The following is a 20,619-nucleotide window of genomic DNA, read 5'->3' as shown; positions in this document are numbered from 1 at the left end:
TTCCTTTCATAAACGATATAAGCTCTCCACTAATTACAACGATTCATGACTTCTGATATTTGCCCAAGAAGCTTATACCCACCACAGTGATCATTTTCCTCGTTTATAAACCCTAACCAATCGGCACGAGCGTCATCCAAATACAAAGTAACCGTTTTATTCCCACATGGTGCGATACCACTTCCTATTAACTGAGGCCATTCTTCTTCACCGTCATAACTTGAAGGCATGGGATATACATCAACCGGTATATTAGTAGAATAGCCGGTGTAAGAAATGGTACCTCCATTATCTACTCCAATTACCGTCCAACCTGATTGCATAGGATATTCGGAATTAATTCCCATAAAAGCGAAAATATTTCCATATAGTTCCTGCATATCCAAGTAAGCATTGCCACAAGGTACATCTATTGTTTCCCAGTCCCGGGTCTGTGGTTTCACCATATACTTTCGTGTAGAAGTTGTTTTCAATATTTCAAAATCTTGTCTTTCAAAGGACTCTATTGCAGAAGAATTAGCCGATTTCAATTCGTCAAAGTCAAATTTCAAAAGGTCATTCCCGATCTTCACGAGATGGTCCGTATTCAAAATGGGGCCAAAACTATGAAACCGAAAAGATGATCTTGGCAAAGAACCTTTTGGTAATTTATAATAACTTGATAAGTCTTCTATTTCAGTACCGTCATTATGATACTGCGCCAATAAGTTATTTAACCGCTTATTCAAAGTAACAAAGCCATCCGGAATCGAGTATTTATCACGTTCTTGTAAAAAGTCTTTTACCTGATCAATATCTTTAAAAACGAGGTAACCATTCTCCTCTTCGATAGTAATGGTTTTTGGAGAAGGCACAATATCACTTTCTTGCTGACAAGAAAACAAAGAAATAAAACTGAAAATCAACCCGAAATAAAGAAAGAATTTACGCTGAAAGTTGAAAGTTGAAAGTTGAAAGTTGTGATTTTTTCATAATCTAAAAAATTTAAGTATTAACAAATTAATTACTTTGATAAAAGTATAGAAAATTCTATAAAATCAAAATTATAAATCTAAAAAATAAATTTAAATCAATATCAAGAATATAATTTGGTAATAACATTGTTGTCTATATAAAAATAGCAACTTCAAAAATAGACTGATAATCAATATATTACATAAACCATTTGCAATAATCATACACAACAATATAAATTCATAAAAATCTTACTTTTTTTAATAGTAGAAAAAAAGATAATCAAAAAGGTACTTATTTCAGGAAATCGCTCTAACATAATCTACAGTAATTCAGCTCACCAACCCTTTCCCTGCATGTGGCTTATACGCGGGGTAAAGATCCCAATTTCACTTGAGGTAAAAATGAGTTAGAAGGACGCGCAAAACAGGATCGGCGACCCCGGAGGGTGTCGGATTACCTGTTTTACTATTTGATGTTCAATCCAACCCAAAAATTGGAAGGGAGAATTTTAGAAGAATGGGAGCTTATCCGACCTCTCTGAGGTCGAAACAATCGTTTTGACGAATCGCTAATAGAATCCAACCCCTCGGGGGTCGGGACAGACCCTTTCGGGACCCTGTCGCAACAAATAAAATAATAACTCGAACAGGCCAAATGGAGTTTTAACGAAGAAAAATTTTCAGTAGAAATTGCTGATAATGATATTTACAGCAATGTAAATGCAAAAAAAAATTACTTTTTTAGATAGCGCAAACTTATATCAGGAAAATTCTGTGATACATACGGCAATAATTCGGCACTCCAGCCCTTTCCCTGCATGTGTCTTATACGCGGGTTAACGATCCGGTTTCCACTTAGGACTGGTAGACAGATTACAAGCCGGTGAGCAAGTAAGTCTGTCACAGAATTACACCTATGGCAAGAGCCAGGAATCAGACTGTATGCTACAGGTGAATTTAAAATTTCAGCAGAAATCACCGGTAACGGATATCAAAAAATTGGATGAAAATAGTTTCTTATTTTTGTGTTCCATATTTACACAAAAAAGTGCATGGACTAACATTTATGAGAGCTATGAAATTATTATACACACTTATCATCCACCTATTTTTGATTATCCATTTAGGGGCGCAATCAGACACATCCCAATGGAATGTTAACCATCCGCCCCTCCCCTATGAATCCTACGAGTTTTCCTGGGATGAAGGGACCTGGATGAATCTGGACGTGAGCCCGGATGGCAATACCATCGTATTTGATATACTGGGAGATATCTATACGGTCCCGCGTGAAGGCGGAATGGCCAAAGCCCTAAAAGAAGGTATCTCCTGGGACATACAGCCAAGATTCAGTCCATCAGGGGATCAAATTTTATACACCAGTGATGCGGGTGGCGGTGACAATATATGGGTAATGGACACGAAAGGAAACCATGCAAAGGCCATAACGGAGGAAAGTTTCCGGCTTCTCAATAACGGCGATTGGATGCCCGATGGTAATTATATTGTTGCCAGGAAGCATTTCACCTCCGGCCGATCCCTCGGTGCCGGAGAAATGTGGATGTACCACAAAACAGGTGGATCCGGTATTCAACTGACGAAAAGGAAAAACGACCAACAAGACGTCAATGAGCCAACCATATCACCGGATGGGAAATACATGTACTACAGTGAAGATGTCTACCCCGGTGGAAGCTTTCAATACAATAAAGACCCTAACAAGACCATCTACGCCATCAAAAGATATAGTTTTGAAAGCGGAAAAACCAAAACGCTGATACATATATCCGGTGGTTCTTCCCGCCCCCAGGTCAGCCCATCGGGTAAGGAACTGGCCTTTGTCCGGAGAGTGGGCACTCAATCAATACTTAACATCTTCGATCTGGAAACAGGTGAAATATTTCCAATCTGGAAAAGACTTTCAAAAGACCAGCAGGAAGCCTGGGCTATTTTCGGGACCTATCCGGGTTTTGACTGGACACCCGATGGCAAATTTATCATAATCTGGTCGCAAGGAAAGATTTGGGAAGTCAATGTTGAAGATAAAACAGCTAAGACCATTCCTTTCCAGGTCAAAGCAAAAAAAGATATAGTTCCTGCTTTATCTTTCCAAAACGACGCTTTTACGCAGCATTTCCGGGCAAAAGTTATCCGCCATGCACAGACCAGTCCGGATGGAAAAACACTTATATTTAGCGCATTGGGTAAATTGTGGGAAAAAGACTTACCCAATGGCAATCCCCGGGTACTCGTGGATATGGAGCCATTTCTATTCGAACCCAACTTTAGCAAAGACGGGCACCAACTGGTTTTCGTCAGTTGGTCTGATACTGAAAAGGGAGCTATATGGATCATGGATCTCAATGGTGGCAAGCCGGTCCAAATTACTTCCCACAAAGGAATTTACCGAAATCCATCCTTCTCTAATGATGGAAGCAAAATTGTTTTCAGGAAAGAAAGCGGCAATATCCATCAGGGTTATACCTATACGCTCGATCCGGGCATTCACATAATGAATACAGACGGAACCAATGAGAAATTGGTAACTGAAGACGGGCAGTTCCCTTCATTTTCAAAAGACGACAATTTTATTTACTATCAGCAGGGAGGTTACTTGTTTGGATCAATCGACAAAAGTTTTCACAAAATTGATCTGGATGGCAGGAAATCGGAAAAATTATATGAAGCCAAATATGCGCATCGATTTGTCCCCAGCCCGGATAATCAATGGATAGCGTGGTCCGAATTATACAAAGTGTATGTTGCACCGTTGCCCAAATCCGGGAAGGAATTGACCCTGAACCATTCCATGAAAAGCCTTCCCCTGGCACAAGTCGCCAAAGATGCAGGAATCAATATCCACTGGAGTGCCGATAGCAAGGAACTGCACTGGATGCTGGGGGAGACGTATTTTACGGACCAACTAACGGACCGCTTTACATTCCTCGAAGGAAGCCGGGACAGCCTCCCTCCCATGGACACCACCGGCATCTCTATTCACCTCGATATTGAAAGCGCTCAACCCGATAGCAGGATCGCATTCACCCATGCTCGAGTCATTACCATGGAAAACGATCAGATATTAGAAGATGGAACCATTATAGTCAATGGTAATACCATTGAACAAATCGGAAGAAGCCAGGATCTAACGATCCCGGAAGAAATGGAAGTAATAGACTGCAAGGGCAAAACCATTATGCCCGGGATCATAGATGTGCATGGCCATCTTGGAGACTTCAGATATGGCCTTAGTCCTCAAAAAAATTGGTATTATTGGGCCAACCTGGCGTATGGTGTAACTACTGCACACGATCCGTCCAGCAACAGTGAAATGATTTTTTCACACAGCGAAATGATCAGGGCCGGGGAGATGAAAGGTCCACGGTTATTTTCTACCGGTACGATATTATACGGTGCTGATGGTGATTTCAAAGCGGTGATAAACAGTAAAGAAGACGCATTATCCGCCATCCGGAGAACCAAAGCATATGGGGCTTTTAGTGTAAAATCATATAATCAGCCCCGCAGGGACCAACGACAACAAGTTATTTCAGCTGCAATAAAAGAGAATATCCTGGTAATGCCCGAAGGAGGTTCGACTTTCAATCACAATATGAATCAAATTGCCGATGGACACACGGGAATAGAGCATAACATTCCTGTCGCCCCGTTATACAATGATGTCATTGACTTTTGGGCCGCCTCGGGTAGCCATAATACTCCAACCCTCATTGTGAATTACGGAAGCATTACAGGAGAATATTACTATTATCAAAAATCCAATGTTTGGGAAAATGAAAAACTCCTGAATTTCACTCCAAAATTTGTATTGGACAGCCGGGCCAGGCACAGGACCAAAATCCCCGAAGAAGAATATATTAACGGCCATATGCTAGTCGCTGAAAGCCTGAAGAAATTGAAAGAAAGCGGTGTCAAAATAAATTTGGGCGCCCATGGCCAATTGCAGGGATTAGGTGCCCATTGGGAACTCTGGATGCTGGCCTCTGGAGGAATGTCCAATCACGAAGCCCTGAAAGCGGCAACAATGAATGGAGCCCAATACCTCGGAATGGATCATCAAATCGGCAGTCTGAAAAAAGGGAAATTGGCAGACTTTCTCATTCTTAACAGCAATCCCCTGGAAGACATCCACAATAGCCGGGACCTGGAATATACGGTAATTAATGGTGAAGTATTTGAAAGTGAAACCATGAAGCAGCTTTGGCCGGCACAACAACCTGCCCCCCATTTTTATTTCCAGGAAAAAGGAAGTGGCTACACCGCACCGGGTCAATTGGATTCACACGGCAAACTCCCCGGACAATGTGGTTGTGGAATGCATTGATTTGTTTATTTAACGTGAGTTCTGCAGAGAAAAAAGAGCTCTGAAGGAGCGAAATATAATTAACCCTGGGTTGGCACCCAGGGTGGAAATCAAGGTAAGATGTCGATTCTGGCATTGATTTCCACAAAGTGATGCCTTGCGCATTGCATTTTTCGCAAAAAAATGACAGAATCAATTATTCGTCGAGCTCACGTTATTTAATGGCCAATACGGAACCGGACCCAACAAATGAGTCCCCATTTTGATCTATGGCGATCACTTGTACCAAATACACCCCCGGAGGTAGTCTATCCCATACTTCAAATCCGACTTCCGGCCCATTTGAAGAAAATAAATTATTCCCCCATTTATCCCACAGGACCAATGATTCAATACCGGCACAGCCTGGAGTATAGACTTTTAAACCATCATTTATCCCGTCCCCGTTAGGGGATACGGCATTGGGAATTACTACTTTACAATCCTCTTCTTTGCAGTCTTCAGGGAGAATTACATTGTATTCTCCATTATATACACAATTTTCAGTACGTATGACAAACGGATATAATCCCCCTGCTGTAATATTTATAGCACCTGTCTCTCCTCCCTCCCACATGGATGTAAAATCAGTTCCTTCAGGTAAGGTTAGTTGGGATTCTTCTTCCGGGCACCATTCCACTTCCCCACTATATTCTGTTCCCAGGTCAGGAGTTATATTTGCCCAAATTTCTTTCTCGATCGAACAACTTCCTCTATACCCCTTCAAAAGATAATAACCACTGTTATCTAAATAAATAGAATCAGCGGGTGGGACATATCTATCCCGACTATTTACAATCAGCGAATCCAACATCGAATCCAGAAATAAATACGGATTATCCTGACAAATTTCTACAGTATCCCCTATCCATTCCGGAAACCGGATCTCCTCCAATACCATATTTACTTCAAATGAAGCAACAACCGAACAAGATCCGAGAGTTACCCGAACCCACAACGAATCAACCAATTCCGATGACTCCAACAAAGTCGTATCTCCCGTCTCTCCGTTCCACCACTCCACTGAATCATATTCACCCGGAGGCACACCTAACCGCTTGTTGCTGCCCTGACATAAGGTAATATTAGCTATTTCAGGGCCTGTAAGTTCCCGGATTTCCATAATTACACTGGCCGTATCCGCACAGCCCCCTTCACCTACGATATACAAATATTCACCAGGATCATCGATACCAGGTCTAAAAATTAAGTGGCCTTCTGCCAAAGACGGTTGGAACCTTCCGGATTCCGGATAAGGCAAATATTTACCCAAATCAATCGAAGATTCTCCTCCACAATATAGTATCGTGGTGTCTTTTACGGCACTGTAATCACTTTCTACTAAAATATTGATGGTATCAACAATAACACACCCCATAGCAGACAATTCAACGGGCAAAATGCTACTTTCATTTCCGGTCAGTAAAATAGAATCTCCTATTGTATCTTCTCCCCATTGTACACGATCATACAAGCCCGGGGGAAACCCGACCTGTAGTTGTTGCCCCGGGCACATACGCACCGTATCAAAAGACAGGTTCTGAAGCGAAACGTATTCTAACGTCAATACCGCTGTATCTATACAAGCATCCTTCTCCAAAATATAAAAATACGGCCCATCAGGATCAGTACCGGGGTCAAAAATACTTCCCGAGCCAGACAATTCCGGCTCAAAACGGCCATTTTCCCTATCTACTCCTTTTTCGAGATAAGTCGTAAGGTCAATGGTAGAATCGGGATTACAATATTCTACCATCGTATCCCGCCCTGCAAATACTTCATCTGATTCCAGTGCCATTACGGACCATGAAGAGGTACTATCCTCTCCCACATGCATCGTGGTAATTACTACTCTCTCTTTTTGTTTCCCTCCGGTCCATTGGGCATAGTAACGGATACTTTTAAGGAACTCTTTGATTTTATCCTCATCACTACCATGAGGGTTCTCCCATATCCAATGGGAGTCCGATAACTGTTTACCTCCCGGTACATCCAAATACTCACTTGTTATATAAGGATCATCATAATATTTTAACCGGAAGGAGATATAATCAATTTCGGCATCACAAGCAGAAAGCTCTATATCTTCATCCACTATCGGTACATCATCCCGGCACATGGTAAGTGTATCATAATACCCTGCCGCTATATGCCCTGTTGAATTGTCTGCATCAAGGTCAATTCGAAGCGGTGATTGGCGGAACATAGTTGGATCTGTAATGCTATAATAGGGAATTTTGGCTGCAAAACTACTTGCAGCTTCAGGACACCTGGCCGAATACTTTTGTTCGTCAAAATTAATTATGGCAAAAATAGAAGAAGTACTTACTGAATTCCTCACATGAGTAATATTATACCTAGAACCACATTTTTCATAAAGAAGTCCGTTTCTACCACTACTTCGGGCCATAGGAAGAGATGATTCAAATTCAAATCGTTTTACAGTATCTGCTTCGGGGTCCCAAACTACATATTCGTCTCCTGCTAATTCCCGAAATATCAAATTACCGTAAAAACCACTAATCAGTCCGGTAAGTATTAAAAACGGATCTCCTTCATAAATAATTTCATTTATATCACCGTTTCGAACATCGTAGTCATATACAAAATGGTTGGGGGATAAATAAAACACACCCTCTTCTGAGATAGCAATACCATATACAGAAGTACTGTATTCTCGCATTTCAATTAAATCAAAAATATCAGCTACAGTTTCAGTTTTATGCTTTACAGGATGATAACGAATCAGTAATGAATCATTAAATATGCCATACACAAAACCATCGGGATGAAAAAACATATTTCGCAAAGTGTTACCTTCTCCAATAAAAACTGATAGTCCCGGCATCTCTTCCTTTTGACAGGTATATAAATTATACTTGTAAAACTGTCCTTTATTGATGGTATATACCTCCTGGCTACGAGCACTATTTTCAAATATTAAAAAGAAAATAATTAATACACACAGCCATTTCATAAGTATAAAAAATATATTATAGTATAATAATACTAAAAATGCATATTCTATCAAAAAACATCAGCATATTTCACTATAAAGAGTAACAATTCTTTGAAAACATACAATTCTCCAAAATATTACGTCTATCGTATTTGCGGCATAACCTAGCATAAGTTTATATAATTAATTGTGCCTCCCACTTGTCACAAAGTGATCCCTTTGGAGCAGTAGAGCCATGTGCGAAGGCAGAGTGGTCGCGCTGGCGTTCAGGCGATAAATGCCTGCATGTATCCTGACTGGCGACTCTGGAGCCTCAAGCGGAGTCCGTGCACTCGCCAGAGTCGACGGACACGACAGGGGCACATTAACTATCAATGGATTACCCTGAATTACGGGGCAGTGGTTGCTGCCACCAATTAACTATAATAATTTTTAAAACAGATCAATAGTGTGGTGTTTCATAAGTTTTTATAAATAAAATGATAGCCCAGAAAGGGCGGAATTTCTCAACGTAGGGTGTAGCCCTACGGCAGACATGCATATCTTCTTCTAAGCCCAGAAAGGGCGAAAGCCATGAGATTACAACCCTTCAGGGCTCTTGAAACATATCCCATAGCGATGGGCTTCACCCATCGTTTTGTGATTGCGCCACCTTCGGGGCTTCACTATATTTCATTACTTAATTATTTATAATGTTTTATGAAACACTACAATAGACAGTGAAATAGAAAATAAAGGATAACATTGGCAATATACCTACAGGGAAAAAATGGAGATATGACATAATTATAAATTCAGGTTTTACGTTACTAATTTTACCGTTCATCAATCCCAAACCCCGGAAATTTCTGTGATTTTTCCCTGATAAACCCATATATTTGTTTTATGTTAAAGAAAAATTTAATATTTATGCTCCTCTTTATTGTAGGAGTTTTTTTATTAGTTAAATTTGGATTGCGTGCTTATACACGCCACGGTGAGAAGATGGTATTACCCAACTTCGTAGAAATGCCCATGAACGAGGTATTGAAATTAGCCAAAAACAAGTCATTGCAAATTGTAGTAGAAGATTCTCTATTTGAAGTAGGCACGCCTGGCGGAATTGTTCTCGATCAAAATCCTTTAAAAAATTCCGAAGTAAAGAAAGGAAGAAAGGTATACGTTACTGTTTCCAAATATACTCCTGATAAAATAAAAGTAGAACAGATTCCTGAACTGTATGGGAAAGATTTTGAAAGAAAGAAAAATGAACTGGAACAATCCTTTGAGCTAACTTCAGAAATAGTAGGTTACGAATATGACCAGGGTGCCCCCGACCAGATATTAAAAGTAATGTACAAAGGGAATACTATCATATCCAGGGAGGGAAGAAAAAATAATATAGAAATCGAAAAAGGAGATATACTTCAATTTATCCTTTCTAAAAACATCGGAGGGGCAATAGTCATGCCCGACCTAATATGTAAAACATATTCCGAAGCAACCTTTTACGTCGAAAACTTAAACCTGGTAATAGGGGAAATTACTAAAGACGGACTTTTGGAGGATGAATATGGGGCTTTCATTTATGATCAATTGCCCGATGCCGGTGAAAATATTCTCACGGGTGATACCATTCAGATTTTCCTTTCATCGACAAAACCTTTCAACTGTGAAGATTAACCTTATTTCTTTAATAATTGTGGTATTGTTTTCAGTAATTGTTGAACCTAAAAATTCCAATGCGCAAACAATTGGTGAGGTCCCTGTTTCCGGAAACATAGAATTATCCAACCCTGGGACACAACCGACTACTCGTTCCAAAAAGGTCGTAAATCTCCCTTTTGTAGATGATTTTTCGAATCCGGGCCCCTACCCCAACCCAAATTTGTGGACAGATAATCAGGTATTTATTAACCAAAACTTACCCCTTAATCCCCCGTCATACGGAGTGGCAACCTTTGACGGTCTCAATGCAGAAGGAATTCCATATCCAAGAAATGGAAGCTCTGATACTTTGACATCACAACCTATAGATCTTTCCGGAGAAAACACCGTCTATTTGTCTTTTTATATCCAGGGCAAAGGAATAGGATTTATCCCCCGTGTCCAGGATTCTTTAGTACTCGAAGGCAAAGGACCTGTTGGAAACTGGGTTAATCTGCATACTTTCGAGGGGTTGGAAGAAGAATATATAACCCAACCAGCCCCGCAGTTCCAACGATTTTCCACTGCCATTTCAGATTCACTTCTCCACAGCAACTTTCAATTCAGGTTTCGCAATTACAGTTCCAATAAAGGACTGGAATCACTATGGCATATCGACTATGTGATGGTAACTCGTCAACAGCCTGATCAATATGTAGATGACGTATCGTTTGTTTCACCTGCTCCTTTTGTCCTATATCCCTATACTGCGTATCCGTTAAAACAGTTAAAAAACAGCGATGACCTAATTAACAATCAGCTGCCTATCTCCCTTCAAAACAATTCACGTGATCGCCACACCATTGATACCAGTTTGTTTGAAATTGTCAATGCAAGGACCAGAGAAGTACTCTTTCGGGATGCTTCTTTGCTGGAAATTCCCCCCATCGTGGAAGTAAACCAACGGAATATAGATCCGGGTTTATCCGAGTTTACCAATACTTTTCCTACTTTTTCCATTCGTGATTATATTGAAGAAACGAATGATTCTGTTCTCGTACTCGAATCCCGATATGAATATGTTCTTCGGTCTGAAGATAATTTCCCGGCATTCCAGGCTAATAATAATGTAAAAAGAACGACGAAACTCGCAAATTATATAGCCTTCGATGACGGAACCGTCGAATCTTCCCTTGCTACTTACAACGGCAACGGTATCGTTGCCAAAATCGCTACGGAATATGAAATATTTGAACCGGATTCCCTTCAATCCGTCCGTATTTTATTTCCCTACATTATTGAAGATTATACGGACAAGAGATTTAATCTACTAATTTATATTGGAGAACTTAAAGAAGAACCCGACTACAAAATTACAGGATTGCAGCCCGAACAGGGAACATACTATCAACCTTTCACCGAATATATATTAAAAGATTATTTAGAAGAAGGTATACTTCTACCACAGGGTAAATTTTATATTGGATGGGAACACCCTCAGGGTAATGACAGGGATTTCATCCCTTTCGGATTTGACAAAAACCAGATAGATGCTAATAATTTCATATTTTTTGATGTAGGAGGTGGCTGGCAAAATGTAGCTGAAGCTTCGCCCCTAAATGTAGGGGCTGTAATGATGAGGCCGGTGGTCGGGCAAGCTGAATTTCTCAGCAGCAAAGCCAATCAAAAAATTAATAGGAATATTTCAATCTTCCCCAATCCATCCTCATCTGAACTATATATAAAAGCACCTGCAAATATTCAAATATCGCATTGGCAGTTATATGATATATCAGGTAAATTAATTCGTCGCAATACGATTAATTCTTCGAGCATATCCATTTATGATTTAAGAAGTGGTATTTATTTTTTATCACTTTATCAAAAAAATCAATATATTGGCACTTATAAAATCATAAAAAAATAGGATAATGGAAATTACAGTTCAGCAACTCAAAGCTAAACTGGACAGCAATGAGGACTTTCACCTCATAGATGTTCGGGAGCCTTATGAATATGAAGAGGCAAATATCGGAGGCCAACTCATGCCTTTGGGAGAATTAATGGACTTTCTAGATGAAATGGAAGACTGGAAAGAAGAAGAGATCGTGGTTATGTGCCGGTCAGGCAACCGCAGCGGTAAAGCACAGGTCTTCCTGGAAACAAATGGATTTGAGAATGTTTTAAACCTTAAAGGAGGAATGCTAGCCTGGCAAAATGAAATTGAGGGATAATAATTAAAATACATACTTATATTCCCAACAATTCATTTACAATGAAATTAAAATTTGTTTTTCCACATCATTGATTCGACGGGTTTAATCGTTCGTTCGTTGTATTTGGCATTTTTCTTTTGATTGTAATAATTTTCTATTTCTCCTTCTACGGTAAAATAGATTAATTGACCAATGGGCATTCCCTGATAAACCCGTACCGGGTGCGTACAGGAAATTTCCAGTGTCCAGGTATTGCAAAAACCGACATCCCCTTTACCCGCTGTTGCGTGAATATCTATACCCAATCGGCCCACGCTGCTTTTACCCTCAAGAAAGGGTACTGCATTGTGTGTCTCCGTATATTCTTCCGTGACACCGAGATACAAAGTATTGGGATGTAGAATAAAACCCTCCTCCGGAATTTCTAAATATTCAATAGGGTTGTGTTTCCGTGCATCCAGAATATGGTCTTTGTAGTATGCTAACCACTTCCCCAGGTGAACATCATAGGAATTGGTCCCCAGACACTCCCTTCTAAATGGGTCAATCACAATTTTCCCATTTTTTATAGATTCATATATACTTTTATCACTTAAAATCATAGTACTGGATTAATTGCTTTTCGCAAAGAAAATCAAATTTATAGAAACTTTGGCGGTAAAGTAACTTTAAACCAAAAGCGTCCATAAGAATTTTAACGTGAGCTCCACGAATAATTGATTCAGTCATTATTTTTGCGGAAAATTTCCACCCAGGGTTAATTATATTTCGCTTCCCGACATTTTCAAGTCGGAACAGGCACTTCAGAGCTCTTTTTTCTCTGTCGAACTCACGTGAATTTTAGAATAAGAGTAGTTTTGTACACTTATGCTATAATAACCAAAACACTTGAATTTGAGCAGGGGCCTGAGGACAAAAATTGTTCCTGACTTTATTCATCAATACTCGTTGGAGGGATAGCCATACCGCATAAATATAGGACTTTTGATTCAGTACCATGAGTCACTCTTTCGCCCCTATTTATACAATGTAAAACCAAATATGGATAAACAATTCATGAAGTGTGTTTATTTAACTTACAAAGAAATTGTAGCAAACTAATTAATGTAATTAAACGAACATGAAAATTATACAAGTCCAATTCAAAACACCAATAATGAAGTTTACTTCGTTAATTTGGATTTTGTTTCCTTTCGTTTTTACTGCCTGTACATCTATCCCCCAGGGTGTCAATGCCATCCAACAATTTGAAAAAGAAAAGTACCTGGGCAAATGGTATGAAGTAGCAAGACTAGACAACCGGTTCGAAAAAAACCTCAATCAAACCACAGCCGAATATTCCATTAGAAATGATGGTAAAATAAAAGTAGTAAATAGCGGCTATGACACCTTGAAAAATGAATGGACTGATATAGAGGGGAAAGCGAAATTTGCGAAAACAGAAAATGTCGGAATGCTCAAGGTTTCTTTTTTTGGTCCTTTTTATGCCGGGTATAATATTCTAGACATTGATCCGGACTACCAATATGCGTTAGTTGGAGGTGGGACCTTCAAATATCTTTGGATTTTATCCCGGGAACCAGAACTCCCCGAATCAATAAAAAAAAGATTCTTACAGAAAGCAGAAAACGCCGGGTACAATACCTCTGACCTTATCTGGGTTGAACAAAAACATTTGTCCAAAATCAATTTACCTTAATCCAAGTCCACTCCTTCTTTCCAAAACATCCGGGTTTGGATTAATCCCCGTGCCAGTAGAAAAACCGAGAGTGCTAGTAAAAGTGAATGTAATTCCAGCGATGAACGAAATCCATAATAGACAAATAAAAATAAGATACATGGTAGGATCATAGCATTACGCATCGATTTGGACGCAGTAAGCCCTATAAATACACCGTCCCACAGGTAAGATGCGAACCCAATAACCGGAATTAACACCAACCAAAAGTGGTATTCTCTGCCTGCCACTACTACTGCCTGTTCATCCGTAAAAACCCTGAATAAAGAATCACTGAAAATTCCGTACAGTCCCCCGTAAGCTACAGCAAAAACAAATCCCCACAAAAACACCAGTCTAATGGTATCATCCAATACCTGACCATCACGGGCCCCTTTATATTTACCCACGAGACTTTCGGAAGCAAAAGCTATACCGTCAATTCCATACGACATCCAATTGATAAATTGCATAAGTACTACACTTACAGCAAGGGAAATGGTCCCGAAAGCAGAGGATTGGCTATAAAAAAAAGCAAAAACAAATGTGAGCAAAACCGTTCGAATAAACAGGTCTTTGTTTGTGCTAATAAATACGCGAAATTCATCAATTTTAAAAAATGAAGCCCAGGTAGTACGAATAGTAATATTCCTGTACTTGATTAACAAAATTAGGGTTCCGATCAATACCCCGCTGTATTGAGCAATGAGGGTACCAATAGCTACCCCCCTGATCTCCCATCCCATTTTCTGCACAAAGTAAAAACTGGATCCCATGTTCAATACATTCACCACAATCGTAAGGACCAAAGGGATAATAGCATTTTGCATTCCAAAAAACCACCCTATAAGGCACAAAAATCCCATATATGCCGGCGCTGCCCATATACGGATATAAAAATACTCTAGCACCAATTCGGCCTGTTTCCCATCCACCTGAAACGCTTTTATAGCCAGATCAGCCAGTGGATCTCTTAAAAGAAATAAAATAATGGCAATAAAGAACCCAAGTCCCATTGCCCTATAGAGGGTCAGCATGGCCAACCTCATATCCGATGCCCCATATGCCTGGGCGGTCATACCTGTAGTACCCATTCGTAAAAATCCGAAATTCCAATACAGGAAATTAAAAATCATCGCACTAATACCTACAGCACCAAGATGGGTAGCTGACAATCTCCCCATCAGAGCGGTATCTACTGTACTAAGTAGAGGGACTGAAATATTACTAATTATATTGGGCAGTGCCAGTGCCCAAATTTCGCGGTTAATTTTATTGTAATGATGCTTCAATATCCTACTTTCAATAAGGTCATAATAATATGCAAACACTTGTCAATTTCAATAATCTTACCTACTTTTTTTTATAAAACCTTATGATCTCAAAAAAAGGTCTCACAGGAATGGTTAATATATTCGAGGTACACATCCCATTCATTATTTAGATTCCCATAAATAGATCCTCTTGTATGGTCGAAATCTCTCTCCATTACTTACCGGTTCCAAATTCAACATATCCAAATTTGCTTTACAATTTATATTCCATCTACCTGAAGGCCTGTTCTGCTAGATGGCTGTATAATGAAGTCTCTTCTTACATAATTCTATCTATTGGATAGGAAAGTACGATGGGCATGGTCATGTTATATTTTTTTTGATTGAATAATCCAATAATTCCCTTAGTTATCATTTTTACCCGTTAACCATACCGGGCATTTAATAGATTTGTCCGTTATTTATTCTACAAAATAAACTTATCGGCCTATGATCCTAAACTTGATCCCCAGTCCCCGAAATGTATCTACCGCTTTTATGTATAGTTTTGGTCAACGGAAAGATACTAAATGTCTCGACGAACCTTTTTACGCCTGTTACTTAAAAGAAACAGGAAAACACCATCCGGGCCGGGAAAAAATAATGAAATCTCTTTCTTCAAACAGGGAAGATATTTACCATTGGATTAGATCGACAAACGCACCTCTTGTCTTTGTAAAAAATATGGCGCACCACATTGTAGAAAAAGATTTTATTTCTAATCCGGAATGGAAACATTGTTTTTTAATCCGTCATCCTAAATTACTTATTCGTTCTTTTACTAAAGTAATTGAAAAACCGGCCATTGAAGATCTCGGCATAACGGCCCAAAGAAATTGGTTCGATTATCTGAACCAACAAAACAACAAACCTTATATCCTGGACTCTAATGATCTGTTATTAAATCCGGAAATTGAATTAAAAAAATTATGCCATTTTTTTAATATACCCTTTACCCCGTCTATGCTTACCTGGCCTCCGGGTCCCAAATCCTACGACGGCACCTGGGCACCTTATTGGTATAATGGCGTTCATAAATCAACTGGGTTTAAACCACCTTCTGATATTGAATCTGCCCAATTCCCCAAAGAATTACAATACTTACTCGACAAGTGCCTGGAGGATTATTTATATTTGAAAAATCAAACAAAATAGAAATGCTGCAACAATTTGATACGCGCAATGAGGACATACAGGTTTGGGTAAAAGATCAATTGGTACCCAGACACGAAGCAAAAGTCTCTGTATTCGATAGCTCAGTGCAAGGAGGGGACGCCGTATGGGAGGGAATCAGGGTATACAAGGAAGGGGTTTTCGTCCTGGATCATCACCTGGACCGTTTATTTCATTCTGCCAAGGCATTGGCCTTTAAAGAAATTCCTTCGCGGACATTTATCCGCAATGCTATTTTTCAGACTCTTCGTGCCAATAAGATGGATCGGGATGTACACATCCGCCTTACCCTTACCCGTGGTGAAAAAATTACCAGCGGCATGGATCCAAGGCTGAACCAATTCGGTCCTTGTCTAATAGTCCTTGCCGAATGGAAACCCCCGGTATATGACAATCAATCGGGAATTCGGGTAATAAGTTCAGCTATCCAGCGAAATTCTCCCCGCCATCTGGATTCTAAAATCCATCACAATAACTTACTCAATAATATTCTTGCCAAAATACAAGCCAATTTTGCCGGAGTTGATGCAGGGCTCATGTTAGATGCCTACGGCTTTGTTGCGGAATTAAATGGGACAAACATCTTTATTATCAAAAACGATATCGTATACACACCTACTGCTGACGCTTGTCTCCATGGAATAACCCGCGGATGTATCATCGATTGCTGCAAAGACCTGGAAATACCATGTATCGAACGGAATATAAGTCTATCGGAATGTTACAGTGCAGATCAAGTTTTTGCTACTGGATCAATGGGTGAACTTACACCTATTGTAGAAATAGATGGCCGTAAAATCAAAAACAACAGTAACAATCTTTTTGACAATATACAATCAGAATTCCGTTCACTGATCCCCAAACTGAGTATTCCTATTGTTGAGTTAGAAGGGTAATACGAAATGCAAAATCACTCGTTTTTGCATAAGCAATTGCTTATATTTTCACATTCTCCAGGGTTCTACTTATTAACCGGCTCTACGGCCGACAGAAGATTTTCTGGTTAATACTATTTGTATTCAAAACTCTATTGAAGCGGAAGCAGGTGACAAAATACATGACTGAATGAAGTCGAAGACCAAGCGTGCTAAATGTACGGTTGATGAGCGAACCGAGAGCTCCGCCTCGAAGGTGGGATGAGCCCAGCTATATGCGAAAGCGATTATTTTGTCTTGAATATTGATTCCTTTGATTCAAGACAAATGAACAAAGAATATGCTACAAAATAAAAACTACCTATACCTTGTACCCTTGTACAAATATGAAAGTGACAGGATCCAAAAAAGACCTAAAGAGATAAATTTATAATCGATGAAACCTTAGGGTTATAGCATTGAGAGATGCCTCGGCATGAATCACTCTAATCCTTACCTGGCCGGCATACTACATCAATATCTTATTCACAGCTTCCACTGCGGGGGGTAACTCTTCTTCGTCCAACATATCCCGAAGGTCGATCTCAATAGTTCTGCTAAGTGCCGCCATAGGAATATCATTGGCTCCTCCTTCGAAAGGATTTTCCGTACTCTCGCCCACTTGCTCAAGGGACATAAAAACCCATCCAACAACCACCGTAAAAGGGATGGTCAACCAAACTCCATATTTCCCCAATTCCGCAAAAGGTTGTAGCAATCCGAACGGCAACAAAACGACCAGTAGCATAATAAAAAATAGATTAATACTGGAAAATTGGCGTGGATAGGGAAATTTCTTAATTCGTTCTGCCTTACCCTGGTGCGCATAAAAATCCTTCAATGTACTTTCGAGTTTCACATATGCATGTTCTTCTATGAAATCATCACCACGTAAAATTTTCAACTCATGGGATTGCAGGGCTAATAACTGCGTTGCCCTGTTCTTCTTGGACAAAATATAATTTAGATCGTCTACTGAAAGAAATGTTTTGATTTCCTCTTCCATGGGCACTTCCCATTCAGGAACGCTATAGTGCTTCCTGTATTCTTTAAAATGGGCTTTATTTGAATTCTCCCAGTCCTGGGGTTGTCTCAATTGATAGCGAAGGGCTGTTAACCATGCGATATGTCTATATATAATCCGGGTATGAATCACGTGCAATTCTTCATGGCTTTTAGGTGAAGTGGCTATTTTATTATTGATAAAATCTCTGATCATCATGCCCCATGCCCTGCTGTCATTGATAATAGCACCCCAGATCTTACGGGCTTCCCATAACCTGTTATAGGTTTGAGTATTCTTAAATCCTGCAATAAACGCAGCAGCAGTTCCTACCAAAGCGATGGGAACCCAGGGAATAGCCAACCACTTTAAATCAAAAACTTCATACAATAAAGTAGGTAGTAGCGCTATCAAGATCAATTTGTAAATAGATCTTCTGGTCCATAATAAAAACTCTCTTACTTTATAATGACTACCGGTATGCATTGATAATTATTTATTTTGATTTGACGAAAATTTACTGATTAAAATTCCAATAAGTACCACCGTATAGAAATGACTAATTACTGTCAGGACGGATACAATAAGCTTCACTGAATAGGTATCCGGCGAAATGTCCCCAAACCCTACCGTAGTAACTGTAATGGTGCTAAAATAAACCAGGTCCATAAATACGGTAGCGGGATTCGTTTCATTTATTTGAGTGAAAGTATCACTATTCAAATAATAAAATCCCTGTAATAAAAAAACAGCCATTTCTATAATCAGGAAAAACCCACAAATGGAAGCAGAAATAATGTCTGTATTTATATACCCCGGCTTAACCAGGAATTTAAAGATATCAATAAAAATATACCCAAAAAACAGGCAATATATAAAACTTAAAATGGGCATAAAATAATTCCACCCGCTAAAGAACGGGATACTAATGGGTAAAGCTATTACTAAAAGAAGTAATACGTTTTTGATTTGAGTACGCGACCTGCCTTTACCGAGGTAAATCCCCAGACTGGCTATACCTAAAATGACCATATTGATCGGCCAGATTACTTTTATATATAGTAATAGATTACTTAAGAAGATTCCAATATATAAATGTAAAATTAATGCGGTTAGAAGAACTTCATATTTTCTATTCTCTAAATATTTATACATTACATGCTTTAAAAATCAAACTTGCCAATACCCTTGCAGTTCTGTTTATCCTAATTATTCCATTGGAACGAAAAAGATACATTAAATTTTCTCATTAGTCACAGCAAATATTTCCATGTAGATTTTTGCCCCAACTACAGCATTGAAATGTGGAATAAAATAATTACTGGCCATTATTCCTGAAATTTTTTTCTCATTATTTTAAATTCTTCTAACCTTCCTGGATTACTCAATTGCATAAAATAACGTCAGCTCGACGAATAATTGATTCTGTCATTATTTTTGCTGAAAATGCAATGCCCAAGGCATCACTTTGTGGAAATCAATGCCAGAATAGACGATTTTACTTGTTTTCCACCCAGGGTCGGCACCCAGGGTTAATAATATTTCGCCCCTTCAGAGCTCTTATATTCTCTGTCGAACTCACGTTAAAATAAAAACCTTTTCGCTCTCTTTACTTTCCAATACTGTCCACAATGTTCTTTTGCTTGTCCCGTTCGTAAAAAAATTCTCACAAAATAAGAGTGAGAATACCATAGAAATACCGATACTCTTTTATCAAAATGAAATAGGGACAAGAAGAGATGGATAAAATCACATTGTACTAAATGGATTATAGTTCAAAAGAAAAATGAAAATTAAAGGGCACGGGATATAAAATTGCAACCATCCCCCAGAATTTCTATCCGACTCTACTAATATTCAGGTGTATTACTGATATCGACGGTATTTCGATAAAAAAATCGAGTCAATCCAACATAACGTAAAATAGGAACGGATAAAATTCAAATATTAGGCTTACTTTAAATCTACGCCAGGGGTAAATAATAATCATTACCTATCTGTATCCTTCTTATCTAATTCTTCTCGGATCTTTTTTGACAGACTCTGAAACACAAGATGGTACGATTCGGATATCCAGTTTTTCAATAAATTTTCAGGTACCCTCCCCGTTACAGAAACTGTATTCCAATGTCTCTTATTCATATGATATCCGGGAATGACTTCGGGGTATTGATCCCTCAGTTCGATTGCTTTCTCAGGATCGCATTTTACATTAAACGACTCGAATAAATTAATCCCTGCCAATGCAAAAATCTTACCACCTACTTTAAATACCAAGGTATCTTCTCCAAAAGGAAAAGATTCTGTAACCCCGGGCAAAGAAAGACAATAATCTCTAAAAGATAAAATATCCATAACTCAGGCAAATAAAAATAAATA

The 20,619-nt window shown here is 39.1% G+C and carries 14 protein-coding genes; 7 read left to right on the top strand and 7 right to left on the bottom strand.

Annotated features, from left to right (window positions below; translation table 11 throughout):
* Positions 1–29: 29 nt before the first annotated feature.
* Entirely contained in the window at positions 30–854 is an 825-nt protein-coding gene (locus LVD47_RS20410) for a hypothetical protein (RefSeq protein ID WP_236980184.1), read from the bottom strand.
* Positions 855–2,031: 1,177 nt separating this feature from the next.
* Here LVD47_RS20410 and LVD47_RS20405 point away from each other — a divergent pair.
* The gene (locus LVD47_RS20405; RefSeq protein WP_236980183.1) at positions 2,032–5,301 is read left to right on the top strand and encodes an amidohydrolase family protein; all 3,270 of its coding nucleotides are present in this window, start codon (positions 2,032–2,034) and stop codon (positions 5,299–5,301) included.
* Between the two features lie 193 nt (positions 5,302–5,494).
* Here the strand turns inward: LVD47_RS20405 and LVD47_RS20400 are convergent, their stop codons facing one another.
* A complete protein-coding gene (locus LVD47_RS20400; RefSeq protein WP_236980182.1) occupies positions 5,495–8,296 on the bottom strand; it encodes a T9SS type B sorting domain-containing protein in 2,802 nt (933 codons plus the stop codon).
* An 891-nt stretch (positions 8,297–9,187) separates the two neighbouring features.
* On the opposite strand from LVD47_RS20400, the gene LVD47_RS20395 reads away from it, so the two are divergent.
* From LVD47_RS20395 to LVD47_RS20385, 3 genes are read left to right on the top strand one after another with little or no spacing between them, the layout of a single operon-like run.
* Entirely contained in the window at positions 9,188–9,940 is a 753-nt protein-coding gene (locus LVD47_RS20395; protein ID WP_236980181.1) for a PASTA domain-containing protein, read from the top strand.
* A complete protein-coding gene (locus LVD47_RS24170) occupies positions 9,930–11,831 on the top strand; it encodes a T9SS type A sorting domain-containing protein (RefSeq protein WP_236980180.1) in 1,902 nt (633 codons plus the stop codon). The genes LVD47_RS20395 and LVD47_RS24170 overlap by 11 nt, the downstream gene beginning before the upstream one ends.
* A 4-nt stretch (positions 11,832–11,835) precedes the next feature.
* Entirely contained in the window at positions 11,836–12,138 is a 303-nt protein-coding gene (locus tag LVD47_RS20385; RefSeq protein WP_236980179.1) for a rhodanese-like domain-containing protein, read from the top strand.
* A gap of 47 nt (positions 12,139–12,185) precedes the next feature.
* Here the strand turns inward: LVD47_RS20385 and dcd are convergent, their stop codons facing one another.
* Positions 12,186–12,722, bottom strand: coding sequence for a dCTP deaminase (gene dcd, locus LVD47_RS20380; RefSeq protein ID WP_236980178.1), 537 nt, complete (start codon positions 12,720–12,722; stop codon positions 12,186–12,188).
* A 518-nt stretch (positions 12,723–13,240) separates the two neighbouring features.
* On the opposite strand from dcd, the gene LVD47_RS20375 reads away from it, so the two are divergent.
* On the top strand, positions 13,241–13,819 hold the full coding sequence (locus LVD47_RS20375) for a lipocalin family protein (protein WP_236980176.1): 579 nt from the start codon (positions 13,241–13,243) through the stop codon (positions 13,817–13,819).
* Here the strand turns inward: LVD47_RS20375 and LVD47_RS20370 are convergent.
* Entirely contained in the window at positions 13,816–15,168 is a 1,353-nt protein-coding gene (locus LVD47_RS20370) for an MATE family efflux transporter (RefSeq protein WP_236980174.1), read from the bottom strand. The genes LVD47_RS20375 and LVD47_RS20370 overlap by 4 nt on opposite strands.
* A gap of 432 nt (positions 15,169–15,600) precedes the next feature.
* On the opposite strand from LVD47_RS20370, the gene LVD47_RS20365 reads away from it, so the two are divergent.
* The gene (locus LVD47_RS20365; protein WP_236980171.1) at positions 15,601–16,305 is read left to right on the top strand and encodes a sulfotransferase-like domain-containing protein; all 705 of its coding nucleotides are present in this window, start codon (positions 15,601–15,603) and stop codon (positions 16,303–16,305) included.
* A 2-nt stretch (positions 16,306–16,307) separates the two neighbouring features.
* Positions 16,308–17,219: an aminotransferase class IV gene (locus LVD47_RS20360; RefSeq protein WP_236980168.1), complete on the top strand. Its 912-nt coding sequence runs from the start codon at positions 16,308–16,310 to the stop codon at positions 17,217–17,219.
* A gap of 487 nt (positions 17,220–17,706) precedes the next feature.
* Here LVD47_RS20360 and LVD47_RS20355 read toward each other — a convergent pair whose 3' ends face one another.
* The 3 genes from LVD47_RS20355 to LVD47_RS20345 all read right to left on the bottom strand — a co-directional run bounded on the left by LVD47_RS20355 (position 17,707) and on the right by LVD47_RS20345 (position 20,595).
* A complete protein-coding gene (locus LVD47_RS20355; RefSeq protein ID WP_236980166.1) occupies positions 17,707–18,726 on the bottom strand; it encodes a bestrophin family protein in 1,020 nt (339 codons plus the stop codon).
* A gap of 6 nt (positions 18,727–18,732) precedes the next feature.
* Entirely contained in the window at positions 18,733–19,395 is a 663-nt protein-coding gene (locus tag LVD47_RS20350; protein WP_236980164.1) for an ion channel, read from the bottom strand.
* Between the two features lie 834 nt (positions 19,396–20,229).
* Positions 20,230–20,595, bottom strand: a complete 366-nt coding sequence (locus LVD47_RS20345; protein ID WP_236980162.1) for an MmcQ/YjbR family DNA-binding protein — start codon at positions 20,593–20,595, stop codon at positions 20,230–20,232.
* Positions 20,596–20,619: the final 24 nt, after the last annotated feature.

The organism is Membranihabitans maritimus (assembly GCF_021729145.1).
In the GTDB taxonomy this organism is placed as follows: Bacteria; Bacteroidota; Bacteroidia; order Chitinophagales; family Saprospiraceae; genus Membranihabitans; species Membranihabitans maritimus.
Note: the sequence above shows the minus strand (reverse complement) of the source record. Positions and strands in the feature narration are given on the sequence as shown.

Coding starts and splice junctions, on each gene's coding strand:
- LVD47_RS20395 (WP_236980181.1), top strand. CDS start 9,188: ATGCTCCTCTTTATTGTAGGAGTTTTTTTATTAGTTAAATTTGGATTG.
- LVD47_RS20345 (WP_236980162.1), bottom strand. CDS start 20,595: ATGGATATTTTATCTTTTAGAGATTATTGTCTTTCTTTGCCCGGGGTT.
- LVD47_RS20355 (WP_236980166.1), bottom strand. CDS start 18,726: ATGCATACCGGTAGTCATTATAAAGTAAGAGAGTTTTTATTATGGACC.
- LVD47_RS20365 (WP_236980171.1), top strand. CDS start 15,601: ATGATCCTAAACTTGATCCCCAGTCCCCGAAATGTATCTACCGCTTTT.
- LVD47_RS20385 (WP_236980179.1), top strand. CDS start 11,836: ATGGAAATTACAGTTCAGCAACTCAAAGCTAAACTGGACAGCAATGAG.
- LVD47_RS20350 (WP_236980164.1), bottom strand. CDS start 19,395: ATGTATAAATATTTAGAGAATAGAAAATATGAAGTTCTTCTAACCGCA.
- LVD47_RS20360 (WP_236980168.1), top strand. CDS start 16,308: ATGCTGCAACAATTTGATACGCGCAATGAGGACATACAGGTTTGGGTA.
- dcd (WP_236980178.1), bottom strand. CDS start 12,722: ATGATTTTAAGTGATAAAAGTATATATGAATCTATAAAAAATGGGAAA.
- LVD47_RS20405 (WP_236980183.1), top strand. CDS start 2,032: ATGAAATTATTATACACACTTATCATCCACCTATTTTTGATTATCCAT.
- LVD47_RS20375 (WP_236980176.1), top strand. CDS start 13,241: ATGAAAATTATACAAGTCCAATTCAAAACACCAATAATGAAGTTTACT.
- LVD47_RS20400 (WP_236980182.1), bottom strand. CDS start 8,296: ATGAAATGGCTGTGTGTATTAATTATTTTCTTTTTAATATTTGAAAAT.